A 16,191-nucleotide genomic window follows, 5' to 3' on the forward strand; every position below is an offset into this window, starting at 1 on the left:
CGAATGTGTTGTCTGGTTTATTTAGTCAGGATCAGTTTTCCGGCATTGGTCTGGCGCAGCAGGTAGTGCTGGCCGTCATGCTCGATAATGACCCGTCCCTCCTCACCCAACAGGCTTTTACTGTCGATTCGGCGATCGGTGGGAGCAGGGGACGGCGCTGTGTGTGTTTTTGTTGGCGTTGCCGCGCTGTTATCGGTCGGTGACATAATGTTTATAAATAACAATCAATGTAACAATGATAATCATTATCAATAAACTGCAAATTCACAGCAAGCGTTTTTGTGAAAATTGTGTGACGGGATCAAATTTGGGGGAGAGATGCGGTCTGACGCCCTCACCCCGACCCTCTCCCACGGGGAGAGGGAGAAGGGCACGTACCGTAGGCCGGGTAAGCGCAGCGTCACCCGGCAGGATTTTAAAAGCGCGTGTCCACGGCTGAAGCCAGCATCTCCAGCAGCCGTTCGCTGTCTTCCCAGCTCAGGCACGGGTCGGTGATTGACTGGCCGTAGACCATTTGCTGTCCGGCGACGATCTTCTGCGTGCCTTCTTTGATAAAACTCTCCGCCATAATTCCTGCAATGGCGGTCGAGCCGCTGCGGATCTGCTGGCAAACTTCCTCGCAGACGTCCAGCTGGCGGCGGTGCTGTTTCTGACAATTGCCGTGGCTGAAATCCACCACCAGATGCTCCGGCAGGTCAAATTCCGCCAGCGTTTCGCAAGCGGCGGCAATATCTTCTGCATGGTAATTCGGTTTTTTACCGCCACGCATAATGATATGTCCGAACGGGTTGCCGCTGGTCTGGTAGATGGTCATCTGGCCATTTTTATCCGGGGAGAGGAACATATGGCTGGCGCGTGACGCGCGGATGGCATCTACGGCAATTCGGGTATTGCCGTCCGTTCCGTTTTTGAAGCCCACCGGACAGGAGAGCGCCGACGCCATTTCACGGTGGATCTGACTTTCGGTGGTACGCGCGCCAATCGCGCCCCAGCTTATGAGGTCGGCAATAAACTGTCCGGTCACCATATCCAGAAATTCGGTGGCAGTCGGCACGCCCAGCTCGTTAACCTGTAACAGCAGCTTGCGCGCCAGCGCAATACCGTGATTCACCCGGTAGCTACCGTTCAGATCCGGATCGGAAATCAATCCTTTCCAGCCCACGACGGTACGCGGCTTTTCAAAGTAGGTACGCATCACGATCTCCAGGCGATCCTGATACGTGCCGCGCAGCGTCTGAAGGCGTTGTGCATAATCCATTGCCGCGTCCAGGTCGTGGATGGAGCAGGGGCCAATCACCACCAGAAGACGTTTGTCTTCACCATTGAGAATTTTTTCGATGCGGCGACGGGAGGCCGTCACATGGTCCGCCACCTCGGCGGAAACGGGATGCAGCCGGGCCAGTTCAGCCGGTGTGACCAGGCTATCAATGCGCGCGGTGCGCAGTTCGTCGGTTTTGTTCATGGAATGTCTCAGAAATTTTTTGCTTCATCGGCAGACTACCGGGAAGTGATGGGCATCACCTTAAACCAATCCCTGCTGATTTCAAGTTCGGGGCTCGTCGCCCCGAGGATGGCATGATAATAACTGAAACTGGATTAATGTACTAGCATATTAGTACATGCGGCGATTTAGCCCCATGATATCGAGGATCTTGGTGGCAATTTCTTCTACTGAATAGTTGGTACTGTTCAGCCAGGGAATTTGATTTTTCCGGTACAGCGCTTCGACTTCAGAAACTTCCATTCGGCACTGGCGCATCGAGGCGTAGCGGCTGTTCTCGCGACGTTCTTCGCGGATCGCCGCCAGTCGTTCCGGGTTGATGGTCAGCCCAAACAGCTTATGCTGGAGCGGCTTGAGCGCGGCGGGCAGCACCAGGTTATCCATATCATCGGCAATAAAGGGGTAGTTGGCGGCGCGAATGCCAAACTGCATTGCCAGGTATAGGCTGGTGGGGGTTTTACCGCAGCGCGACACGCCGAGCAAAATCACCTGCGCCTGGTCGAGATTGCGCAGCGAGATCCCGTCGTCGTGCGCCAGGGTGTAGTCAATAGCAGCAATACGCGCATCGTATTTGGTCAGGTTACCGGGGTTCAGCCCGTGGGTACGGTGGGCGATCGGCGTCGGGTCGAGCTTCAGTTCGCTTTGCAAGGGGGCAACCAGCGCCTGCACGATGTCCTGACAGAAGCCCTCGCTTTGCAGAATGATATTGCGGATCTCAGGGATCACAATGGAATAGAACACCAGCGGACGAACGCCGGTCTGCTGGTAAATAGCGTCGATCTGGTCCTTGACCGCTTTGGCCCGGCTCTCATTTTCCACGAACGGCAGCGTGATGCTGTTTATCGATACCGGAAACTGCGACATCACCGCGTGTCCCAGCACCTCGGCGGTAATCGCCGTCCCATCAGAAATATAAAAAACGTGGCGATCGACAGCATTATCCATTTTATCCACCCTGAATAGCGTACGTAATTGCCTGAAAGCATAAATTAAAAAAGTTAATTTCACAGCAAAGAACTTATCTGAATTTAAAATGAAATGGTGTTTTTGATTTTCCTGAAAAGTGGATTTCATTTTCCGAATAGCGGCTTTATTTCTATGGTTTTTGCCGGAATCTATAGGAATCATCGGGTTAGCGAATGCCGGGAAACTGTCCGAAAAGTTGAAAATTTAAATTGCTTACACGATTCACCGTTTTTTTAGCGGAAATAAATATGCCAGTATAAATACGTAGTCAGGTGTTTCTTACTCCGATCAAATATCACAAAAGGATTGTTTCGATGTCCAACAATGGCTCGTCACCGCTGGTGCTTTGGTATAACCAACTCGGCATGAATGATGTAGACAGAGTTGGGGGCAAAAATGCCTCCCTGGGTGAAATGATTACAAATCTGTCCGGTATGGGTGTCTCCGTACCTAACGGATTTGCCACAACCGCCGATGCGTTTAACCTGTTTTTAGACCAGAGCGGTGTAAACCAGCGCATTTACGACCTGCTGGATAAAACGGATATTGATGATGTCACCGAGCTTGCCAAAGCCGGCGCGCAAATCCGCCAGTGGATTATCGACACACCTTTCCAGCCGGAACTGGAAAAAGCCATCCATGACGCCTACAACCAGCTCTCCGCTGACGACGCGCAGGCCTCCTTTGCCGTGCGCTCTTCCGCTACCGCAGAAGATATGCCGGATGCCTCTTTCGCCGGGCAGCAGGAAACCTTCCTCAACGTCCAGGGTTACGAGGCGGTACTGGTGGCGGTGAAGCATGTGTTTGCTTCCCTGTTCAACGACCGCGCCATCTCCTATCGCGTCCATCAGGGCTATGACCACCGCGGCGTCGCGCTCTCCGCAGGCGTACAGCGCATGGTGCGCTCCGACGTGGGCTCTTCCGGCGTGATGTTCTCTATCGACACTGAATCCGGCTTCGACCAGGTGGTGTTTATCACCTCCGCATGGGGTCTGGGCGAGATGGTGGTGCAGGGGGCGGTGAACCCTGACGAATTCTATGTGCACAAGCCTACGCTGGCGGCTAACCGTCCGGCAGTGGTACGCCGCACCATGGGCTCGAAAAAAATCCGCATGATCTATGCCCCGACGCAAGAACATGGCAAGCAGGTCACCATTGAAGATGTGCCGCAGGAGCAGCGGGATCGCTTCTCCCTGACCGACGCCGAAGTGGAAGAGCTGGCGAAGCAGGCGGTGCAGATTGAAAAACACTATGGCCGTCCGATGGACATCGAGTGGGCCAAAGACGGACACACCGGCAAGCTGTTTATCGTGCAGGCGCGTCCGGAAACCGTCCGTTCACGCGGTCAGGTCATGGAGCGCTACACCCTGCACGCGCAGGGCAAAATTGTCGCGGAAGGCCGCGCAATCGGCCACCGCATCGGTGCCGGTCCGGTGAAAGTGATCCACGACATTAGCGAGATGAACCGCATTCAGCCCGGCGACGTGCTGGTGACCGACATGACCGACCCGGACTGGGAACCGATCATGAAGAAAGCGGCTGCCATCGTCACCAACCGCGGTGGCCGTACCTGTCACGCGGCAATCATTGCCCGTGAGCTGGGGATCCCGGCGGTAGTCGGCTGTGGTGACGCGACCGAACGCATGAAGGACGACCAGAACGTGACGGTCTCCTGTGCCGAAGGCGATACCGGTTACGTGTATGCTGATATCCTCGACTTCAGCGTGAAAAGCTCCAGCGTGGATACCATGCCGGATCTGCCGCTGAAGATCATGATGAACGTCGGCAACCCGGACCGCGCGTTTGACTTCGCCTGCCTGCCGAACGAAGGCGTGGGCCTGGCGCGTCTGGAATTTATTATTAACCGTATGATCGGGGTGCACCCGCGTGCGCTGCTGGAGTTCGACGACCAGGACGCAAAACTGCAAAACGAAATCCGCGAGATGATGAAAGGTTATGACTCGCCGAGAGAGTTCTATGTTGGTCGTCTGACGGAAGGGATCGCCACGCTCGGCGCGGCCTTCTACCCGAAACGCGTGATCGTGCGTCTGTCGGACTTTAAGTCGAACGAATACGCCAACCTGGTGGGCGGCGAACGCTACGAGCCGGAAGAAGAGAACCCGATGCTGGGCTTCCGCGGCGCCGGACGCTACGTGTCGGAAAGCTTCCGCGACTGCTTCGCGCTGGAGTGCGAGGCGGTAAAACGCGTGCGCAACGACATGGGGCTGACCAACGTGGAAATCATGATCCCGTTCGTCCGTACCGTGGATCAGGCGAAGGCGGTGGTAGATGAGCTGGCGCGTCAGGGGCTGAAGCGCGGCGAGAACGGGCTGAAGATCATCATGATGTGTGAAATTCCGTCCAATGCCCTGCTGGCCGAGCAGTTCCTGGAGCACTTCGACGGCTTCTCCATTGGCTCGAATGACATGACGCAGCTGGCGCTCGGCCTGGACCGCGACTCCGGCGTTGTCTCTGAGCTGTTCGATGAGCGTAACGAGGCGGTGAAAGCGCTGCTCTCCATGGCCATCCGCGCGGCGAAGAAACAGGGTAAATATGTCGGGATTTGCGGCCAGGGTCCTTCTGACCATGAAGACTTTGCGGCCTGGCTGATGGACGAGGGAATTGATAGCCTCTCCCTGAACCCGGACACCGTGGTGCAGACCTGGCTGAGCCTGGCAGAGCTGAACAAGTAAAACCTGCATAATCTGAAAAAGGCGAGGATATCTGTCCTCGCCTTTTTTATTTTCCTGCGAATATGCTCACCATCACAAATAAAGCAAAAAACCAAATATCATAATTTATCTGTTAATTTAGACAATTGTTAGCGGGCAGGGTGTTGCTAATACTTGAGCCTTACCGCGTACATCCGTCGGGATGATGCGCGACTGGTTGAAATACGTTTTAACCTGATAAAAAGGCAAATAACAATGACAATCTCCTCTGTATTACGTACCAAAGATAAAATAGGTTATGGCCTCGGCGATATGGCCAGCGCGCTGGTCTGGCAAACGGCAACGTTATTTCTCGCTTATTTCTATACGGACGTATTCGGTTTGCCTGCCGCCATTATGGGCACCATGTTTTTAGTGGTGCGCGTGGTCGATGCGTTTGTCGACCCGTGCATTGGCGCGCTGGTGGACCGCACTCAGACCCGCCACGGTCGTTTTCGTCCCTGGCTGCTCTGGTTTGCCATTCCGTTTGGCGTGAGCTGCCTGATTACCTTCTACGTACCGGATGCCGGGCAGACGGCGAAAATTGTCTATGCCTGCGTAACCTATGCCATCCTGAGTCTGATCTATTCTGCGATTAACGTCCCTTACTGTGCCATGCCCGGCGCGCTGACGCTCGACCCGCGCGAACGCCACTCGCTGCAATCCTGGCGCTTTGGCCTGTCGTTTATCGGCGGGTTGATTGTAACGGTCATCGCGCTGCCGCTGGTCTCATTATTAGGCCAGGGGAATGTGCAAAAAGGCTATTTCTATGCCATGAGCCTGATGGGGCTGCTGGGCATTGTTTTATTCTTCTGCTGCTTCTTTATGACCCGGGAGCGTTACTCGCCGCGCAATGACACCTCCGGTTCGATGCTGACGGATTTAAAACTGCTGGCCGCCAATAGCCAGTGGCGAATAGTTTTTCTGTTTAATATTTTACTGTTAACCGCCGTCGTGACGCGTGGCTCTGCGACCATGTATTACGTTAACTATGTTCTGTTACGTCCGGAACTGGTTTTTGCCTTTATTGTTTCCGGCATGGTGGCCTCCTTAAGCGGCGCATTATTATCTGAACGCCTGCTGGGGAAATTTGACCGGGTGCGTGCCTATCAGTGGACCATTATATCTTTCGTTATTTTTGGCGCGCTGATTTTCTTCATTCCGCCTTCGCAGGTGTGGCTGATATTCGGTCTGAATATTGTGTTTAGCTTTATTCAGAACCTGACCACGCCGCTGCAATGGACCATGTTCTCCGATGTGGTGGACTACGAAGAACACCGTAGCGGCCGCCGCCTGGACGGGCTGGTCTTTTCTACCGCCCTGTTTGCCATCAAGTTTGGGCTGGCGCTGGGTGGGGCGGTGGTCGGTTGGGTGCTTGGCATGGTGGATTACGCTCCGGGTCAGGCAAACCAGGCGCCTCATGTTCTTGCAACCATCAATGCCCTGTTCACCCTGATCCCCTGCGCGCTGTTCCTCTGCATGGTGGCGCTCCTTGCTATCTACAAACTTAACAGCCGGCTGGTGGACAGCATCGCCCGCGAGCTGGCCAGCAAACGCGATAGTCGAAACGATGCTGGGCAGCTCAGCCCGGCAACCCAATCCGCACTACAGGAGTAAACCATGACTGCGATCTACAAGGACGCGGGACGTCCCGTACACGAGCGTGTCGCTGATTTACTGGCGCGTATGACGCCGGAAGAGAAATTTGCCCAGATGCACGCGTACTGGCTGATCCTCGATGAACACGGCAACCACCGCGAGCGCAGCGATCTGAGCGATGAATTCGCTGGCGTGAGCGAACAGGCGTCCCTCAACGAAAGGCTGAAGCTCGGCGTCGGGCAGATCACCCGTCCGCTCGGCACGCACATTGTTAATGCAAAAACCGGCGTGCGTGCCGCCAACCGCCTGCAACGCATGATGATGGAGGAGACCCGGCTCGGCATTCCGGCGCTGTTTCATGAGGAGTGTCTGGTGGGGCTGCTGTGCAAAGATGCAACCCTGTTCCCGTCGTCGCTAAACTACGGTTCCACCTGGGACCCGGAGCTGGTACAGCGCGCAGCGGAGCAGATTGGCAAAGAGGCCCGATCCGTCGGGTGCCAGCAGGGGCTGGCCCCGGTGCTGGATGTCTCGCGCGATGTGCGCTGGGGACGGACGGAAGAGACATTTGGGGAAGATCCTTGGCTGGTAGGGGTGATGGCGACGGCGTACGTGAAGGGGTTGCAGGGCGATAAGCGCGATCTGCTGGCGACCCTGAAACATTACGTCGGCCACTCCTTCAGCGAAGGGGCGCGCAACCATGCGCCGGTCCATCTCGGTTTCAGCGAGCTAAACGATACCTTCCTGCTGCCGTTTGAGATGGCGGTGAAGCTGGCCAACGCCGGTTCGGTGATGCCAGCCTATCACGACATTGATAATCAGCCAGGGCACAGCGACCATTTCCTGCTCACTACCGTGCTGCGTGAACAGTGGGGCTTCGACGGCATTATCGTGGCGGATTACGGCGGCGTCAGCCTGCTGCACCAGCACCACGGAATTTCTCACGATCCAGCGGAATCGGCGGCGCTGGCGTTTAACGCCGGGCTGGACGTGGAATTACCGAAGGATGACTGCGCGCGTCATCTGGCAGAAGCGGTAGAGCGTGGGCTTATCTCAATGGCGAAAGTGGATGAGATTGTGGCGCGCGTGCTAAGTGAAAAATTCCGTCTCGGGCTGTTTGAAAAACCGTACGCCGACGAAGACGGCATCGATTTGCAGAGTGAGGCGACCCGGCAGGTGGCGCGCGAGGTGGCAACAAAATCGATCACGCTGCTGGAAAACAACGGCATATTACCTCTCGGCGGAAAACCCCGTGTAGCGGTGGTGGGGCCGACGGCTGACGATCCGCTGGCGCTGCTGAGCGGCTACAGCTTCCCGGTTCACCTGATCATCAGCGATATGGTTGAAGAGACCTCACAGGTAACGACGCCGCGCGCGGCGCTGGATCAGTATCTTGGCGCATCGCAGGTTCGTTACGCGAAAGGGTGCCACATTATCGAAAAACGGATGGCGGGGGCGCCGGTATTTCCGGGCGACAGCGGCGGTAAACCGATGCAGCAATCGCCGGTTTCACAACGTATGGATCTGATCCCCGACGCCGTGAGCGCGGCAAAAGAGAGTGACGTGGTGGTGGCCTGCGTGGGCGACCTTGCCGGGCTGTTCCAGAGCGGCACCGTGGGGGAAGGATCGGATACCGACTCGCTGGATCTGCCAGGCGTGCAGCAACAGCTGCTGGAGGCGCTGGTGGCAACCGGTAAGCCGGTGATTGTCGTCATGACGGGCGGGCGTCCTTATAACCTTCAGGGGCTGGAAGAGAAGGTGGCCGCGCTGATGATGGCCTGGGCGCCGGGGCAGGAAGGGGGCTGGGCGATTGCCGATGTCTTAACCGGCCGCGCGGAGCCGCAGGGCAGGCTGGTAGTGAGCGTGCCGAAAAACGCCGGGGCGATGCCGTACTACTATAACCACAAGCTGAAAAGCGGCGGCACGCCGTTTGCGTTCCATTTCGGCGCACTTTACCCGTTCGGTTACGGTCTCGGCTGGACGCAGTTTCGCTGGGGCGCGGCCCGCCTGGCTGAAAGCCGCGTCCCGATCGACGGAGAGGTGGCGTTAAGCGTCGATATCACCAACACCGGCGAGCGCAGCGGCAGCGAAGTGGTACAGGTGTACGTACGCGATAAGGTCGCCACGCAGGTGCGTCCGCTTCAGGAGCTGAAAGCGTTCCAGCGCGTTACGCTTTCACCGGGAGAAACCGCCACGCTGACCTTTACCCTGCCGGTGGAGATGTTTAATTTCACCCGCCGGGACGGAAAGCGAATTGTCGAGCCAGGGGAGTTTGAGCTACAGGTTGGCGCGTCCTCGGCGGATATTCGCGCGGTGGTGAACGTGCAGGTAAGCGGAAAGACGCGGGTACTGGCGGGGGATTGGCGGATGCTTAGTCGCTGTGACATTACACTGGCGTAAAAAGGATAAAAAAAAGCCCATCGTGGGAGATGGGCAAAGACTACACACAGCAATTCGTTGTTTCACTCAGGGGATTTCCATGCTTATAAATCAAGGTGTTGATTTATAACCGTGTCTTAATAGTAGGCATGCCAGGATTTTGAGTCGATCGGATTCGTCTCAATAGTTAAAGGCAGGTAAAGATTTCTTGAAGAGAATGACGGTTTTAGGCAGGAAAAGGCGGGTCTGACCAGTGTGCAGAGAATAAATAGTTTAGCAACGTTTAAGTATTGCTGTGGAGAGTGTAGGCCGGGTAAGCGTTAGCGCCACCCGGCATCCGTTCTTACTGCGCGTTCTTATCTTCCAGCTCTTCAAGTTCGCTTAAGATGACGTCTGGATCGGTTCCCGGCGGCGGTACTTCATGCACCCAGGCGGAGAAGAGACGCCAGGTCACCGCTAGCAGAACCGGACCGATGAACAGGCCAATCATGCCGAAGGCAATTAACCCCCCGATTACCCCGGACAGGATCAGAATCAGCGGCAGGTCAGCGCCCATGCGGATGAGGAGGGGACGGATCACGTTATCCATGGTGCCCACCACGCAACTCCAGACCAGCAGCACCGTGCCCCAGGTCGTATCCCCCGTCCAGTAAAGCCAGATAATGCAGGGAACCAGCACCAGCAGCGGACCGAGCTGCGCCAGACAGGTCATCAGCATGACGACGGTGAAAATGGTGGCATAAGGTACGCCGGAAATCGCCAGCCCGATTCCGCCAAGCACCGCCTGCACCAGCGCTGTGACCACCACGCCGAGCGCCACCGCGCGGACGGCCTGGGCTGCCAGCAGCACGGCCGCATCGCCGCGTTTACCTGCCAGTCGGGTGGCGAAATGACGTACCCCCAGCGCAACCTGCTCGCCGCGCCAGTACAGCAGGGCGCTGAAGACCAGCATCAACGTACAGTGCATCATGAAGCGACCGATGTGCGCAGCCTGCCCCACAAACCAGGTGGTGGTTGTGCCGATGTACGGACGCACTTTGGCCATCAGGGCGCTACCGCCCATCTCCAGCAGGCTGTGCCAGCCGCTGTACAGTTTTGCGCCCACAACAGGAATACTGTTCAGCCACGCGAGATCCGGCAGCGTCATATCACCGCTGGTGACCGCGCGAATAACCGGGCCGCTACTGTCAACCAGGCTGTTAACCAGTAGTGCAATGGGAATAATAAACAGCAGGAACAACAGCAACGTCATCACCAGCACGGCCAGGCCGCGGCGACCAAACAGCAGTTTCTGCAAACGTAAGAGTAAAGGCCAGGTGGCGACGACGACGGTCGCGGCCCAGGCAAATCCGAGCACGAAAGGACGAACGATCCACAGACACGCAATAATCATAATGGCTAAGAACAGCACCGACAGCAGTATCTGCGCGACATCCCTGGGCTGACGAAGATTGACCATAAACGAAACTTTCCTTAAATGAACACCAGCAAGGCTGATGGGAATATAAACCGCATCTCTCTAATCATTAGTGATTTCAGCGATTTTTGACAGGCGGATTTTGCCCGTAATTCTACGAAGCACATAAGAAAAAAATGTGATAAAACTTTCCAGACACAACGCAAACGATTTCACACTATTCTCATTAGGGTCGACAGCAATGATCCCACAGATTTCTCAGGCACCGGGCGTCGTTCAGCTGGTGCTTAATTTTTTGCAGGCACTGGAGCAACAGGGTTTTACAGGTGACACCGCTACCGATTATGCCGACAGGCTGACGATGGCGACCGATAACAGTATTTACCAGCTTCTTCCCGATGCCGTCGTTTTCCCGCGCTCTACCGCCGATGTGGCGCTCATCGCCCGTCTGGCGTCGCAGGAGCGTTTCAGCTCCCTGGTCTTTACCCCGCGTGGCGGCGGGACGGGTACTAATGGGCAGGCGCTGAACCAGGGCATCATCATTGATATGTCCCGCTATATGAACCGCATCATTGAGATCAACCCGGAAGAGGGGTGGGTGCGTGTGGAAGCGGGGGTGATCAAAGATCAGTTGAATCAGTTTTTGAAACCTTACGGCTATTTTTTTGCGCCGGAGCTTTCCACCAGTAACCGCGCGACCATTGGCGGGATGATCAACACCGATGCCTCGGGGCAGGGCTCACTGGTCTACGGCAAAACCTCCGACCACGTTATGGGTGTGCGGGCGGTGCTGCTGGGGGGCGATATCCTCGATACCCAACCGATGCCGATCGAGCTGGCCGAAACGCTGGCAAAAGAGAGCACCACCAGCGGACGGATTTATCGCACCGTGCTGGAGCGCTGCCGCGAAAATCGCGAGCTGATCCTTGACAAATTCCCGAAGCTAAACCGCTTCCTGACGGGCTACGATCTGCGACATGTCTTCAATGACGATATGAGCCAGTTTGATCTTACCCGCGTACTGACCGGGTCAGAAGGGACGCTGGCCTTCATCACCGAAGCGCGTCTGGATATCACCCGGTTGCCAAAGGTGCGCCGTCTGGTGAACGTCAAATACAACTCCTTTGACTCCGCGCTGCGTAATGCACCGTTTATGGTGGAGGCGCGGGCGCTGTCGGTGGAAACCGTCGATTCAAAAGTCCTGAACCTGGCCCGGGAGGATATTGTCTGGCATTCGGTGAGCGAACTGATTACCGACGTGCCGGATAAAGAGATGCTCGGCCTGAACATCGTCGAGTTCGCCGGGGATGACGCAGAGCTGATTGAGAGCCAGGTAAACACGCTCTGCCAGCGTCTGGACGAGCTGATTGCGCAGGGGGAAGGCGGCGTCATTGGCTGGCAGCTGTGTAACGATCTCTCCGGCATCGAGCGAATCTACGCGATGCGTAAAAAGGCGGTGGGGCTGCTCGGCAACGCGAAAGGGGCGGCGAAGCCGATTCCGTTTGCGGAAGATACCTGCGTGCCACCGGAACATCTGGCGGATTATATCGTGGAGTTTCGCGCGCTGCTCGACAGCCATGGTCTGAGCTATGGCATGTTCGGGCACGTTGACGCGGGCGTGCTGCACGTGCGCCCGGCGCTGGACATGTGCGATCCGCAGCAGGAGATCCTGATGAAGGCGATCTCCGACGAGGTTGTGGCCCTGACGGCCAAATACGGCGGTTTGCTGTGGGGCGAGCACGGCAAGGGGTTCCGCGCCGAGTACAGCCCGGCCTTTTTTGGCGAACAGCTCTACGCCGAGCTGCGTAAGGTGAAGGCCGCGTTCGATCCTGATAACCGCCTCAATCCGGGAAAAATCTGCCCGCCGGAGGGCGTTGATGCGCCGATGTTGCAGGTGGATGCCGTTAAGCGCGGCACCTATGACCGCCAAATTCCGATTGCGGTACGCGCTTCCTGGCGCGGCGCGATGGAGTGTAACGGCAACGGGCTGTGCTTTAACTTCGATGTGAAAAGCCCGATGTGTCCGTCGATGAAAATCACCAGCAACCGCATCCACTCCCCAAAAGGGCGTGCCACGCTGGTGCGCGAATGGCTGCGCCTGCTGGCCGACCGCGGCGTTGACCCGCTCAAGCTGGAACAGGAGCTGCCGGAAAAACGCGCCAGCCTGCGCGGGCTTATCGAACGCACCCGCAACAGCTGGCATGCGAACAAAGGCGAATACGATTTCTCGCATGAGGTGAAAGAGGCGATGTCCGGCTGCCTGGCGTGTAAGGCGTGTTCAACCCAGTGCCCAATTAAAATTGACGTACCGGAATTCCGTTCCCGCTTCCTCCAGCTGTACCACACGCGTTATCTACGCCCGATGCGCGATCATCTGGTAGCGACGGTGGAGAGTTACGCGCCGCTGATGGCCCGTGCGCCAAAAACCTTTAACTTCTTTATCAACCAGCCACTGGTGCGAAAACTGTCTGAAAAACATATCGGCATGGTGGATCTGCCGCTGCTGTCGGTGCCATCGCTCCAGCGTCGGCTGGTGGGGCACCGCTCGGCGAATATGACCCTGGAACAACTGGAAGCATTAAGCCCTGAGCAGAAAGCGAAGGTGGTGCTGGTGGTGCAGGATCCGTTTACCAGCTATTACGATGCGCAGGTGGTGACCGATTTTGTCCGACTGGCCGAGAAAATCGGCTACCAGCCGGTGGTGCTGCCGTTCTCGCCGAACGGCAAGGCGCAGCACATTAAAGGCTTCCTCACCCGCTTTGCGAAAACCGCGCAGAAAACTTCAGATTTTCTGAATCGCGTGGCGCAGCTCGGCATGCCGATGGTGGGCGTCGATCCGGCGCTGGTGCTCTGTTACCGGGACGAATATAAGCAGACGCTCGGCGATAAGCGCGGTGATTTTCAGGTCTTACTGGTACACGAGTGGCTGCCTGCGGTGCTGACGCAAACGCCCCCTCAGGAGGTCAGCGGAGAATCCTGGTACCTGTTTGGGCACTGCACCGAAGTGACGGCGCTGCCGACGGCGCCTGCCCAGTGGGCTTCTATCTTCTCCCGGTTTGGCGCGAAGCTGGAAAGCGTCAACGTGGGCTGCTGCGGTATGGCCGGAACCTACGGCCATGAAGTCAAAAACCACGCTAATTCGCTCGGCATTTACGAGCTGTCATGGCATCAGGCGATGCAGCGCCTGCCACGCAACCGCTGTCTGGCGACGGGCTACTCCTGCCGCAGCCAGGTGAAACGGGTGGAAGGTAACGGCGTCCGCCATCCATTGCAGGCTTTACTGGAGATTATCGGATGATCTGGAAACGTGCGGTCACGCTGGAGGCCTTAAATGCCATGGGCGCGGAGAACATGGTCGGTTTGCTGGACATCCAGTTCACGCGCATTGGCGACAACGAACTGGAAGCGACGATGCCGGTAGACTGCCGTACTCATCAACCGTTTGGCCTGTTACACGGCGGCGCGTCCGTCGTGCTGGCCGAAACGCTGGGATCGGTGGCGGGCTACCTGTGTACGGAAGGAGAGCAGAAGGTGGTGGGTCTGGAGGTCAATGCCAACCACATCCGCTCCGTTCGCAGCGGGCGCGTGCGCGGCGTCTGCCGGGCGCTGCATGCTGGAAGCCGCCATCAGGTGTGGCAGATTGATATCCTGGACGAGCAGGATCGCCTGTGTTGTTCATCAAGGCTGACGACGGCCGTTGTGTAAAGTTGCCGGATGTCTTGCTTTTGGTCAAAAATTAGCCGCCTGATTGTGATATACTGGTCACGTTTTGAACATAAGCGAGGACATCATGGATACTGAAATAACCCCAATACAGCTGGCAATTGAATATTTACGTCGCGATAAAAGCAATCTGTCTCCCGCGCAGTACCTGAAAAAGCTGAAACAGCTTGAGCTGGAATTTACGGATTTGCTGGCGCTCTCTTCAAACGAACTGAAAGAAGAGATCTACTTTGCCTGGCGGTTGGGCGTTCACGTCCATTAAGCAGTGAAGAAAAGGCCGCAAGCGCGGCCTTTTTTGTGTCTGACAGTCAGTATCTGGCAGGCAGTTTATTAATTTTAATCAGCCGGCCTTCTTCCATTTCGATGAACCCGCCCGTTTTCAGGTCAGCCAGGATCCGCATTACGCCGCTGCGGGAAAGCTGGGTTTTATCCCTGATATACCTTTCCGCCGTCACGCTACGTCGGTAGCTGTCATCTTCCTGCATCAGCAGCACGAGCTGCTGGCGAATCATCTCGTACGCGGTTGGCGCGCCTTTCGGCATGACGTTGTGATAAAGCCGGTTATAGACAAACATCAGATGATTAGAAAGCAGCCCCCACAGCGCCTTCTCTTTGATAATTTCAGCCACCCGATCGGTCGTGAGCACACCAATCAGGCAAGGCGTTACCGTTCGAAGGTAGTCGGTAAAATAGATGTCCGTCAGGTTAGCGAGGCCAAACAGGGCGGGACTGCGCGCCGTCGAAAGCATCATGTCGTCGCTTCTTCTGTATATGGCGACCGTGCCGTCAAGAATTAAATAACACATGCTCTGCCCGTTTACCTGGAGATTAAGTTGCTCGCCGGGATCGGTTTTATGCGTGGTGCAGTGCGGCTGTAAATGAGAAATCAGTTCCTGAGCATAGGGAGATCCGCGATGCGATGGTTTGTCAGAAGACATAGCGTTAACCTGGAAAGAGACTGTATTCTCTATAGTGTCGCTCTTCTTTTCCACCTTCTCCAGAGATAAATACAGCCTCAGTATTTACGGGGTAAGTGATGGATCTCTACTAGAACGCCACGCTCCATGGTGATGTATTTCCCCGTCCGCAACTCCGCGAGGATCCGCATAATGCCGCTGCGTGAAAGATAGGTGCGGCTTTTGATATAGGCTGCGGCGGTAATGTTTTGTCTAATGGCTTCAGGCTCCTGCATCAACTCAACCAGCTGAAAGCGGATAATGTCATAAGCCGACATTTGCGATATCTGGGCGCAATGTTCGTAAACGCGCGATGCGGTATAGATCAGCAGGTTTGAGAAGTGCTCCCATAAATTCTGTTGTGCGACAACATGATTGAAACGCGCCAGCGAAACGCTGGCCACCTCTGAGGTTTCCAGCGCTCTGACGTACAGGTGCTCAGACGATAACTGGCTGCTCACGCCGAGTATAAATGGCGCAGATTCAGAATTTAAGACGATACCGTCCCCGCGACGGTGCAACGCCACGCTGCCATGCAACAGTAAAAAGCATTGACGGGTATCGCCGGAGCAATAATGGATAATTTCTCCTCTGGCAATAATGCCTCTCTCCGCATGCGGCAAAACATTATCGATTATTTTTTCAATGTGCTTAAAAGGCTTAGCGCCGAGCACTGTTGATTTATCAATTTCTGACTCAGGCGCGAATCGGGTATTCATTTGAGACCTCACTGACTGATGCGATCATTTTTTGATCGGCATAAAGAATTATCTTAAAAAACAGCAGGTCAGGGAATGTTAGCAGCGAGTCTAATTATAGACTTATCTTTTTTTAAGTGTTAATTAATTGAAATTGCAACTTTTTTTGTTCAGGTCTAAAAGTAGACTGTGGACATTATTCTTAAGCTATTCCCGAGTGAATATGTTTTTTATTTGTTAAAAG

The 16,191-nt window shown here is 55.8% G+C and carries 12 protein-coding genes and 1 other RNA gene; 6 read left to right on the forward strand and 7 right to left on the reverse strand.

The genetic code is table 11. From position 1 onward, the window contains the following. Positions 1-17: 17 nt before the first annotated feature. From hemP to ppsR, 3 genes are all read right to left on the reverse strand, one after another. Positions 18-206 (reverse strand): hemin uptake protein HemP, encoded by a 189-nt coding sequence (gene hemP, locus ACOTXD_RS12095; protein ID WP_015570723.1) that lies wholly within the window; start codon positions 204-206, stop codon positions 18-20. A 209-nt stretch (positions 207-415) separates the two neighbouring features. Then, the gene (gene aroH / locus ACOTXD_RS12100; protein ID WP_045336613.1) at positions 416-1,462 is read right to left on the reverse strand and encodes a 3-deoxy-7-phosphoheptulonate synthase AroH; all 1,047 of its coding nucleotides are present in this window, start codon (positions 1,460-1,462) and stop codon (positions 416-418) included. Positions 1,463-1,612: 150 nt separating this feature from the next. Beyond that, entirely contained in the window at positions 1,613-2,446 is an 834-nt protein-coding gene (gene ppsR, locus ACOTXD_RS12105) for a posphoenolpyruvate synthetase regulatory kinase/phosphorylase PpsR (RefSeq protein WP_017384644.1), read from the reverse strand. A 335-nt stretch (positions 2,447-2,781) separates the two neighbouring features. On the opposite strand from ppsR, the gene ppsA reads away from it, so the two are divergent. The 3 genes from ppsA (at position 2,782) to ACOTXD_RS12120 (ending at position 9,174) form a co-directional block, all read left to right on the forward strand. Continuing rightward, positions 2,782-5,160, forward strand: a complete 2,379-nt coding sequence (gene ppsA / locus ACOTXD_RS12110; RefSeq protein ID WP_023305974.1) for a phosphoenolpyruvate synthase — start codon at positions 2,782-2,784, stop codon at positions 5,158-5,160. Between the two features lie 234 nt (positions 5,161-5,394). Further along, positions 5,395-6,795 carry an MFS transporter gene (locus ACOTXD_RS12115; protein WP_003857776.1) on the forward strand — a complete coding sequence of 467 codons (1,401 nt, stop codon included), beginning with the start codon at positions 5,395-5,397 and terminating at the stop codon, positions 6,793-6,795. 3 nt (positions 6,796-6,798) lie between these two features. After that, positions 6,799-9,174 (forward strand): glycoside hydrolase family 3 N-terminal domain-containing protein, encoded by a 2,376-nt coding sequence (locus ACOTXD_RS12120; protein ID WP_061856777.1) that lies wholly within the window; start codon positions 6,799-6,801, stop codon positions 9,172-9,174. 5 nt (positions 9,175-9,179) lie between these two features. Here the strand turns inward: ACOTXD_RS12120 and rprA are convergent. Both rprA and ydiK read right to left on the reverse strand, forming a co-directional pair. Further along, positions 9,180-9,287, reverse strand: an RNA gene (gene rprA, locus ACOTXD_RS12125) — antisense sRNA RprA. Between the two features lie 209 nt (positions 9,288-9,496). After that, entirely contained in the window at positions 9,497-10,612 is a 1,116-nt protein-coding gene (gene ydiK, locus ACOTXD_RS12130) for an AI-2E family transporter YdiK (RefSeq protein ID WP_015570721.1), read from the reverse strand. Between the two features lie 199 nt (positions 10,613-10,811). Between ydiK and ydiJ the strand changes: the two genes are divergently transcribed. From ydiJ to ACOTXD_RS12145, 3 genes are all read left to right on the forward strand, one after another. Further along, a complete protein-coding gene (ydiJ, locus tag ACOTXD_RS12135; RefSeq protein ID WP_061856776.1) occupies positions 10,812-13,868 on the forward strand; it encodes a D-2-hydroxyglutarate dehydrogenase YdiJ in 3,057 nt (1,018 codons plus the stop codon). Further along, entirely contained in the window at positions 13,865-14,275 is a 411-nt protein-coding gene (gene menI, locus ACOTXD_RS12140) for a 1,4-dihydroxy-2-naphthoyl-CoA hydrolase (protein ID WP_003857767.1), read from the forward strand. The genes ydiJ and menI overlap by 4 nt, the downstream gene beginning before the upstream one ends. A gap of 85 nt (positions 14,276-14,360) precedes the next feature. After that, positions 14,361-14,555: a YdiH family protein gene (locus ACOTXD_RS12145; protein ID WP_047653618.1), complete on the forward strand. Its 195-nt coding sequence runs from the start codon at positions 14,361-14,363 to the stop codon at positions 14,553-14,555. 46 nt (positions 14,556-14,601) lie between these two features. On the opposite strand, the gene ACOTXD_RS12150 is transcribed toward ACOTXD_RS12145, so the two are convergent. Further along, complete coding sequence (locus tag ACOTXD_RS12150; RefSeq protein ID WP_032609042.1) at positions 14,602-15,231, reverse strand: helix-turn-helix domain-containing protein; 630 nt, start codon at positions 15,229-15,231, stop codon at positions 14,602-14,604. 77 nt (positions 15,232-15,308) lie between these two features. Next, entirely contained in the window at positions 15,309-15,968 is a 660-nt protein-coding gene (locus ACOTXD_RS12155; RefSeq protein WP_003857763.1) for a winged helix-turn-helix transcriptional regulator, read from the reverse strand. Between the last annotated feature and the right edge of the window lie 223 nt (positions 15,969-16,191).

It is taken from the genome of Enterobacter cloacae complex sp. CDL013, from assembly GCF_049238805.1.
In the GTDB taxonomy this organism is placed as follows: Bacteria; Pseudomonadota; Gammaproteobacteria; order Enterobacterales; family Enterobacteriaceae; genus Enterobacter; species Enterobacter hormaechei_C.